Here is a 7,856-nt window from a genome sequence, read left to right on the forward strand (position 1 = left end):
CATGGCGTTCAGCGCCGCGCAAAGGATGCGTGAGTGGACCAGATGACCGATCAGCCGTCCAGCGATTCCACCTTCGAGGATGAAAGCGCCGTGTCCGCGGACCGGCCCGGAGAGCATAACGGCTCCGGGCCGGCAGGTAGTCCCATCGACCCGGCGGAGGCTGTCCCCGAGGCGGTGGATGCCGAACCGCTGCGCGAACGCGGAGCCGGTTCCGGCTTCGTGGTGGTGGCCAACCGGTTGCCGGTCGATCTGGAGAAGCTGCCCGACGGCAGCAGCCGCTGGAAACGCAGCCCGGGTGGTCTGGTGACGGCGCTGGAGCCGGTGCTGCGCAGCAACCGGGGCGCCTGGGTCGGCTGGGCCGGTGTCCCCGATGTGGAGGTCGACCCCATCGTCGAGGACGGGCTGGAACTGCATCCGGTACCGCTGTCCGCGCAGGAGGTCGCCGACTACTACGAGGGCTTCTCCAACGCCACCCTGTGGCCGCTGTACCACGATGTCATCGTCCGTCCCGTCTACAACCGGACCTGGTGGTCGGCCTACGTCCAGGTGAACCGGCGTTTCGCCGAGGAGACCGCGAAGGTCGCCGCGGAGGGCGCCACGGTGTGGGTGCAGGACTACCAGCTGCAACTGGTGCCCAAGATGCTGCGGATGCTGCGGCCGGACCTCACCATCGGCTTCTTCCTGCACATCCCGTTCCCGCCGGTGGAACTGTTCATGCAGATGCCCTGGCGCACCGAGATCGTGGAGGGACTGCTCGGCGCCGATTTGATCGGCTTCCACCTCCCCGGCGGCGCCCAGAACTTCCTGTACCTGGCCCGGCGCCTGGCCGGTCAGCCCACATCGCGCGGCACCGTCGGGGTGCGGTCGAAGATGGGGGTGGTCCAGGTCGGATTCCGGACGGTCCGGGTCGGGGCCTTCCCCATCTCCATCGACTCCGCCGGCCTCGACGAACATTCCCGCCGGCGCTCGGTGCGCGAACGCGCCGCGCGCATCCGCGCCGAACTCGGCAGTCCCAAGAACATCCTCCTCGGTGTCGACCGCCTCGACTACACCAAAGGCATCGACATCAGGCTCAACGCCCTCGAGGAACTGCTGGCCGAAGGTCGTGTCGACCCGTCGGAAACCGTGATGGTGCAGCTGGCCACGCCCAGCCGGGAGCGGGTCGAGAGCTATATCCAGATGCGCGGCGATATCGAACGGCAGGTCGGCCGCATCAACGGCGAGTTCGCCCGGGTCGGCTACCCCGTGGTCCACTACCTGCACCGGCCGATCGCCCGCGAAGAACTCATCTCCTTCTTCGTGGCCGCCGACGTCATGCTGGTAACACCCCTGCGCGACGGGATGAACCTGGTCGCCAAGGAGTACGTCGCCTGCCACTCCGGCCTCAACGGAACCCTGGTGCTCAGCGAGTTCACCGGTGCCGCGGCCGAGCTGCGCCAGTCCTACCTGTGCAACCCGCACGACCTGGACAGCGTCAAGGACGCCATCGTCGCCGCCCTCACCGACGACCGCGAAACCCGCCGCCGGCGGATGCGCTCGCTGCGCCGCCAGGTCCTGGCCCACGATGTGGACCGGTGGGCCCGGGCGTTCCTGGACGCGCTGGCCCAGGGTCAGGTCGCCGGGAAGGCGCTGATGCCCGACGGGAACCATGACGACGAGGACTACCGGGACTAGGGGTTCCGAGGCCGGCTCGTGAATGGCAGGCCTCGGGTCTGATCGCTTTCACGAACAGCAGTGCCCGCTCGATGCCGGGTTCGGCGAGGCCCTGAACCGCGGGACCGAGGGGGCCTCGATCCCGCGGCGCCGGTGGCGCCCCGATTGAACACAGCTTGTTCACAGCGAGTGCGCAGGGTGATGCCAGCGGGGTGGGTCAGTATGGGTGGCATGAGTGGGGCGCAGGGCGGTGCACCCGAGGCACGGGTGCTGGTTGTCGACGACGAGGCGATGATCGTGGAACTGCTGACCGTGAGTTTGCGGTTCCAGGGATTCGAGGTGGCGTCCGCCGCCGAGGGGGCCCAGGCGCTGGATGTGGCGCGCGGGTTCCGGCCCGACGCGTTGATCGTCGACGTGATGATGCCGGGGATGGACGGGTTCGGGCTGCTGCGGCGGTTGCGGGCCGACGGTATCCAGGCGCCGGTGCTGTTCCTGACCGCCCGCGACGATATCCAGGACAAGGTGACCGGGCTGACGCTGGGCGCCGACGACTATGTCACCAAGCCGTTCAGTCTCGAGGAGGTCGTCGCGCGGTTGCGGGTGATCCTGCGCCGCGCGGGGACCACCGCGCCGGCGCGCGAGCATTCGCGTATCCGGTTCGCCGATATCGAGCTGGACGACGATACGCACGAGGTGTTCAAGGCCGGGGAGCCGGTGGCGTTGTCGCCGACCGAGTTCACGCTGCTGCGGTATTTCATGGTGAACGCGGGGACGGTGCTGAGCAAGCCCCGGATTCTCGACCATGTGTGGCGTTACGACTTCGGTGGGGAGGTCGGTGTGGTGGAGACGTATGTGTCGTATCTGCGTAAGAAGGTCGACACCGGTCCGCGGCGGCTGATCCACACGTTGCGGGGGGTCGGGTACGTGATGCGCGAATCCGCCGGCCGGTCGTGACGGCCGAGACCGCGCCGCGCGCGCCGGCAGCCGTTCCGGCCCGGCGCGGAGGGATGGCGGGTCGGCTCGCGGCCGTCCCGTTGCGGGTGACGCTGGTGCTGGCGCTGGTCGCGCTGGCCGCCGCGGGATTGCTGGCTTCCGGAGCGGCGGTGACCTCGGCGCTGCGTGCCGCGTTGATCGATCGCGTGGATCAGCAGCTCCAGGAGCAGGCGCAGACGTGGGCGCGGCCCGGCAGCCGGCCGCCGATACCACTACCGGGGGAGCCGGGGCGAGAACGGCCGCCGGTGCCGTACTACGCGCGGGTCGAGGACGAGTCGGGCAAGTTGTACCTGCAGTCCGATGTGGGCAACGGCGCACCGGAGCTACCGCAGACCATGCGCCCGGGGACCTTCACCACCGGATCGGCCGACGGCGATTCCGGGCAGTGGCGGGTCCGGTACACGGTGAACGCCAAAGGCACCAGTGTGGTGGCGCAGCGGCTGGACGAGACCGAGGCGATCGTCGAGCGGTTGGTGGTGCTCCAAGTGGTGATCGGCGCGCTGGTGCTGGCGGTGCTGGCGGTGGCCGCGTATTTCGTGATCAGGCGCAGTCTGCGCCCGTTGGTCGAAGTGGAGGAGACCGCCGCCGATATCGCGGCGGGGGATCTGCACCGGCGGGTGCCGATGCGTGGAACCAACACCGAGGTCGACCGGCTGGCGCAATCGCTGAACTCGATGCTCGCCCAGATCCAGCGCGGGTTCGCCGCGACCGAGGCCTCGGAGGAGGCCGCGCGGCAGTCCGAGGAGAAGATGCGCCGTTTCGTCGCCGACGCCAGCCACGAGTTGCGGACGCCGCTGACCACGATCAAGGGTTTCGCCGAGCTGTACCGGCAGGGCGCCACCGGGGACACCGATATGCTGCTCGACCGGATCGAACGCGAATCGAAGCGGATGGGCCTGCTGGTCGAGGATCTGCTGATGCTGGCCCGGCTCGAGGCCGAGCGTCCGGTGGAACACGCGCCGGTCGATCTGCTGGCCTTGACCAGTGACGCGGTGCACAGTGCGCGCGCGGTCGCGACCGCGCAGGGCCGGCGGGATCCGGAGCGTACGGTCCGGTTCGAAGTACGGCCCGGTTCCGGGACCGCGGAGGTACCGGGCGACGCGGCCCGGCTGCGGCAGGTGCTGGCGAACCTGCTGAACAACGCGCTCGTGCACACGCCACCCGAGGCCGTGGTGACGGTCCGGTTGACGCCCGACCGGGACGAGGTCCGGCTCGAGGTGGCCGATACCGGGCCTGGGATGTCACCGGAGCAGGCCGCGCGGGTTTTCGAGCGGTTCTACCGGGCCGACGATTCGCGCAGCCGGGGCAGCGGTGGTACCGGACTCGGATTGTCGATCGTGCAGGCACTGGTCGCCGCGCACGGCGGCACCGTGGAGGTACGCAGCGAACCCGGCGTGGGCACCACCTTCACGGTCCGGTTACCGCGCGACCGGCCGGAGCCGGCCGACCCCGCCGCCGGGGACGACAGCGGGAGCCGGATCTGACTCAGGCGGGAACGTTCGCGCCGTAGCCGAGGTCGCGCAGCGCCTGCTTGATCCGTGCCTGCGCGTCGTCGAGGGATTCCGGCTCCGGGTTCGGGTCGGCGCCGGAGATATCGAAATTCCCCATGGTGAACGCCGGGAAGACGTGCACATGCAGATGCGGGACCTCGAGCCCCGCGATCAGCAGGCCCGCCCGCGGCGCGTCCCAGGCCGCGCGCACAGCCTGTCCGATCTTCTGCGCGACCCCGTTCAGGCGCGCGAAGACCTCGGGCTCGAGGTCCTGCCACTGATCGATCTCTTTGCGGGGCACCACCAGGGTGTGCCCCTGCGTCACCGGAGCGATGGTGAGGAACCCGACGAATTCGTCATCCTCCCACACGAACCGGCCCGGCAGGTCACCGGCGATGATCGCACTGAAAACAGATGCCATGGGGCGAGACTAGTGTTGCCGCGCCGTCCGTGGCGTTACGGGGCAGTGGGACACCAGGAGGTCCACACCCTCACGATCCGACGAAATGCGACAGGATTCCCTGCACCTCGTAGATGTCGACCTGGCGGTTGAACTTCTTCTGCAACGGCGTGTCGGTGCCCGAGATCCACAGCACCAGCTCCGCGTCGAGGTCGAAGGTGCCCGCTGTCTCCACCGCGAAATGGGTGATCGAGCGGTAGGGGATGCTGTGGTAGCTCACCTTGCGGCCGGACAGGCCCTGTTTGTCGATGAGGATGAGCCGTCGGTTGGTGAACAGCATGGCGTCGCGGACCAGGATGTAGGCGGAGTAGACCTGTTCGCCGTTGCCGAGTAGCCGCTGGTATTCCTGCTGGGCCCGGGCCGGCTCCACCTGTCCGGCATTCCCCATGATTCCGTCCATCAGACCCATTGCGCACGTCCTCCCGTATGCGCGCACCGAGAGCGCTGGGCCCCGGCACGCGGGTTGTCCACCCCTTCAAGGTGTTTCCTCCATCATCCACAGATGGCCACCGATAGGGCGAAGTCGCTGGTACCGGGCCGGGATCGGCGGTGAACCTACCCCGCCGGGGATCGATACGGCACCTATAAGCTGTCCGGGTGCGAGTACTCGTCATCGGTTCCGGAGCCCGTGAACACGCCCTCGTCCTTGCGCTGCGCCGTGATCCGGCGGTGAGCGCGCTCGTCGCCGCGCCCGGCAACGCCGGTATCGCCCAGCACGCGCAGGTGCGGCCGGTGGACGCGAGTTCCGCGGAATCGGTGGTCGTGCTGGCCCGGGAGGTGGCCGCGGATCTGGTGGTGGTCGGTCCGGAGGTGCCGCTGGTCCTGGGCGTGGCCGACGCGGTGCGCGCGGCGGGGATCGCCTGTTTCGGTCCGTCCGCGGCGGCGGCCCGGATCGAGGGATCGAAGGCGTTCGCCAAGGATGTGATGGCGGCCGCCGGGGTGCGTACCGCGCACAGCGAGGTGGTGGACTCGCCCGCCGAATTGGACGCGGCGCTGGACCGTTTCGGCCCGACCTGGGTGGTCAAGGACGACGGGCTCGCCGCGGGTAAGGGCGTGGTGGTCACACCCGACCGTCTGGTGGCCCGCGGGCATGCCGCCGAACTGCTCGAACAGGGGCATCCGGTGCTGCTGGAATCGTTCCTGGACGGCCCGGAGGTTTCGCTGTTCTGCCTGGTCGACGGGGAGACGGTGGTGCCGCTGCTGCCCGCGCAGGATCACAAGCGGGTGGGCGACGGCGATACCGGGCCCAATACCGGTGGAATGGGTGCCTACACCCCGCTGCCGTGGCTGCCGGACGGTACGGTCGAGCAGATCGTCGACGAGGTGGTGGCTCCGGTGGCCGCCGAATTGGTCCGGCGCGGAGCCGCTTTCAGCGGGCTGCTGTACGCGGGGCTGGCGATGGGCGCGGCCGGGCCCGCGGTGGTGGAGTTCAACTGCCGGTTCGGTGACCCGGAGACGCAGGCGGTGCTCGCCCTGCTGGACAGTCCGCTCGGAGAGCTGCTGTACGCCACCGCCACCGGCACCCTGGCGGAAACACCCGCGCCGCGCTGGCGCACCGGTGCCGCCGTCACCGTCGTACTGGCCGCGGAGAACTATCCGGGTCGGCCGCGGTCCGGTGATGTGATCAGCGGAGCCGGTGACGCGGCGACCGACGACGCGGCGACGGTACTGCATGCCGGGACGGCATTGCGGGACGACGGCGCGCTGATCTCCGCGGGTGGACGGGTGCTCAATATCGTCGGCACCGGTGTCGATCTGGCGGCGGCGCGCGAGGCCGCCTACGACCGTCTGGCCGGTATCAAATTGACCGGGAGCCACTACCGCTCCGATATCGGTCTGGCCGCTGTCGAGGGCCGTATCTCGCTCTGAGACCGGCGGTGCGGCCGGCGCCGCGGCGCGCGCTCGCCCGCACCGGGGTCGGCCGGTCTCCCGGCCGACCGATCAGTAGGCCCCGAAGACGTTGTCGATGGAGCCGTAGCGGTGGGCGGCGTAGTTGCAGGCGGCGGCGATATTGGCGACCGGGTCGTAGATATCCCACGCGGTGCCGTCCACGTGATAGGCGGCGAAGGTGGGATCGATGACCTGCATGAGCCCCTTCGACGGGGTGCCCGCCGCGGCATTGGAGTCGTAGGTGTTGATCGCTCGGGGGTCACCACCGGACTCACGCATGGCATTGCGGTGGATGCCGTCGTAGCTGGCCGGGATACCGTGCTGGCCGAGTACCGCCAGGGCGTTGCGGATCCAGCCGTCCAGGTCGTTGGAGTAGGACGGTGTGCCGAGTGTTTCCGGGAGCGGCTGCGGCAGTTGCTGCTGCCATTGGCGGATCTGCTGCTGTGCCTGCTGGGCGGGGGCCTGGAGGACTGCGGGCACACCGGCGATGGGTGCGTCGGCGTGGGCCTGGGTGGGGACCACGACGGCAGCGGCAACGGCGACGAGCGGTAACAGGTTTCGTAAACGCATGGGACGGCTCTCCTTCAGCGCGCAGGGTATCCGCCGCCGTGGATCATGGCCGCCGGCGCTGTCGTTGCGCTGTTTCTTCATGACTTGTGTTGTGGAAGTGGGATTCAGTTGTCCGCGGCCGGACGGCGTATCGCAGCACCGGGGCGAGCCTTCGCATCGGAATGTTCGGACGAACTGATAACCGTGCGGCAAACGAACTTGCGATTCGTTGCGAGCAGATCACAGATTGATTGCGGAATATTAACGAAAGGTGAACTAAAAAATAACCTCGGGTTTTATTCTGCTGAGAAAACTCGGCCTACCTGGAGTTACATGGATGTAATCCCGAGCTTCGCCCGTGATCCCGTCGGTGATCTTTCGAGTTCTGGTTAATTGCCATGATGAAGACGATTCAGCTGTACGAGAGGCCGTGCAGTGCGAGCCAGCGCTGCGGATCGACGTGTTGCCCGTCCAAGATGATCTCGAAATGCAGATGTGGTCCGGTGGAATCACCGCGGTTGCCCATGCGCGCGATCTGCATTCCGGCGGGAACGCGTTCCCCGACCGAGACGAAGAAGTCGTACATATGGCCGTAGACGGAGATTGCGCCGTCGTCGTGTCGGATCCGCACCCACAGGCCGAAACCGGCAGCGGGACCGGCGTCGATCACGGTGCCGCTCGCGACGGCGTAGATCGGGGTCCCGATCGGGCCCGCGATATCGATACCGCGGTGGAAGGTGCCCCACCGGCTGCCGAAACCGGAGGTGAAGGTGCCCGGCGCGGGCAGGACATAACCCCCGGCGCCGGGCGGCACGGCGCCG

The 7,856-nt window shown here is 68.5% G+C and carries 8 protein-coding genes; 4 read left to right on the forward strand and 4 right to left on the reverse strand.

Annotated elements, in window-relative coordinates; genetic code table 11:
* The first annotated feature begins 42 nt into the window (after nt 1-42).
* The 3 genes from ABZV91_RS22360 to ABZV91_RS22370 all read left to right on the forward strand — a co-directional run bounded on the left by ABZV91_RS22360 (nt 43) and on the right by ABZV91_RS22370 (nt 4,130).
* Nucleotides 43-1,674, forward strand: coding sequence for a trehalose-6-phosphate synthase (locus ABZV91_RS22360; protein ID WP_355244889.1), 1,632 nt, complete (start codon nt 43-45; stop codon nt 1,672-1,674).
* A gap of 201 nt (nt 1,675-1,875) precedes the next feature.
* Nucleotides 1,876-2,607, forward strand: coding sequence for a response regulator transcription factor (locus ABZV91_RS22365; RefSeq protein ID WP_355244845.1), 732 nt, complete (start codon nt 1,876-1,878; stop codon nt 2,605-2,607).
* A 53-nt stretch (nt 2,608-2,660) separates the two neighbouring features.
* Entirely contained in the window at nt 2,661-4,130 is a 1,470-nt protein-coding gene (locus tag ABZV91_RS22370) for a HAMP domain-containing sensor histidine kinase (protein WP_355244848.1), read from the forward strand.
* 1 nt (nt 4,131) lies between these two features.
* Here ABZV91_RS22370 and ABZV91_RS22375 read toward each other — a convergent pair whose 3' ends face one another.
* Entirely contained in the window at nt 4,132-4,557 is a 426-nt protein-coding gene (locus ABZV91_RS22375; protein WP_355244851.1) for an HIT family protein, read from the reverse strand.
* A gap of 70 nt (nt 4,558-4,627) precedes the next feature.
* Nucleotides 4,628-5,005 (reverse strand): PH domain-containing protein, encoded by a 378-nt coding sequence (locus ABZV91_RS22380; RefSeq protein ID WP_355244853.1) that lies wholly within the window; start codon nt 5,003-5,005, stop codon nt 4,628-4,630.
* A gap of 188 nt (nt 5,006-5,193) precedes the next feature.
* Between ABZV91_RS22380 and purD the strand changes: the two genes are divergently transcribed.
* The gene (gene purD / locus ABZV91_RS22385) at nt 5,194-6,465 is read left to right on the forward strand and encodes a phosphoribosylamine--glycine ligase (RefSeq protein ID WP_355244856.1); all 1,272 of its coding nucleotides are present in this window, start codon (nt 5,194-5,196) and stop codon (nt 6,463-6,465) included.
* Between the two features lie 72 nt (nt 6,466-6,537).
* Here the strand turns inward: purD and ABZV91_RS22390 are convergent, their stop codons facing one another.
* Both ABZV91_RS22390 and ABZV91_RS22395 read right to left on the reverse strand, forming a co-directional pair.
* On the reverse strand, nt 6,538-7,056 hold the full coding sequence (locus ABZV91_RS22390) for a transglycosylase SLT domain-containing protein (RefSeq protein WP_355244859.1): 519 nt from the start codon (nt 7,054-7,056) through the stop codon (nt 6,538-6,540).
* Nucleotides 7,057-7,447: 391 nt separating this feature from the next.
* On the reverse strand, nt 7,448-7,856 hold a 409-nt coding region (locus ABZV91_RS22395), incomplete at its 5' end, for a M23 family metallopeptidase (protein WP_355244862.1).

It is taken from the genome of Nocardia sp. NPDC004568 (assembly GCF_040609955.1).
Lineage (GTDB): Bacteria > Actinomycetota > Actinomycetes > Mycobacteriales > Mycobacteriaceae > Nocardia.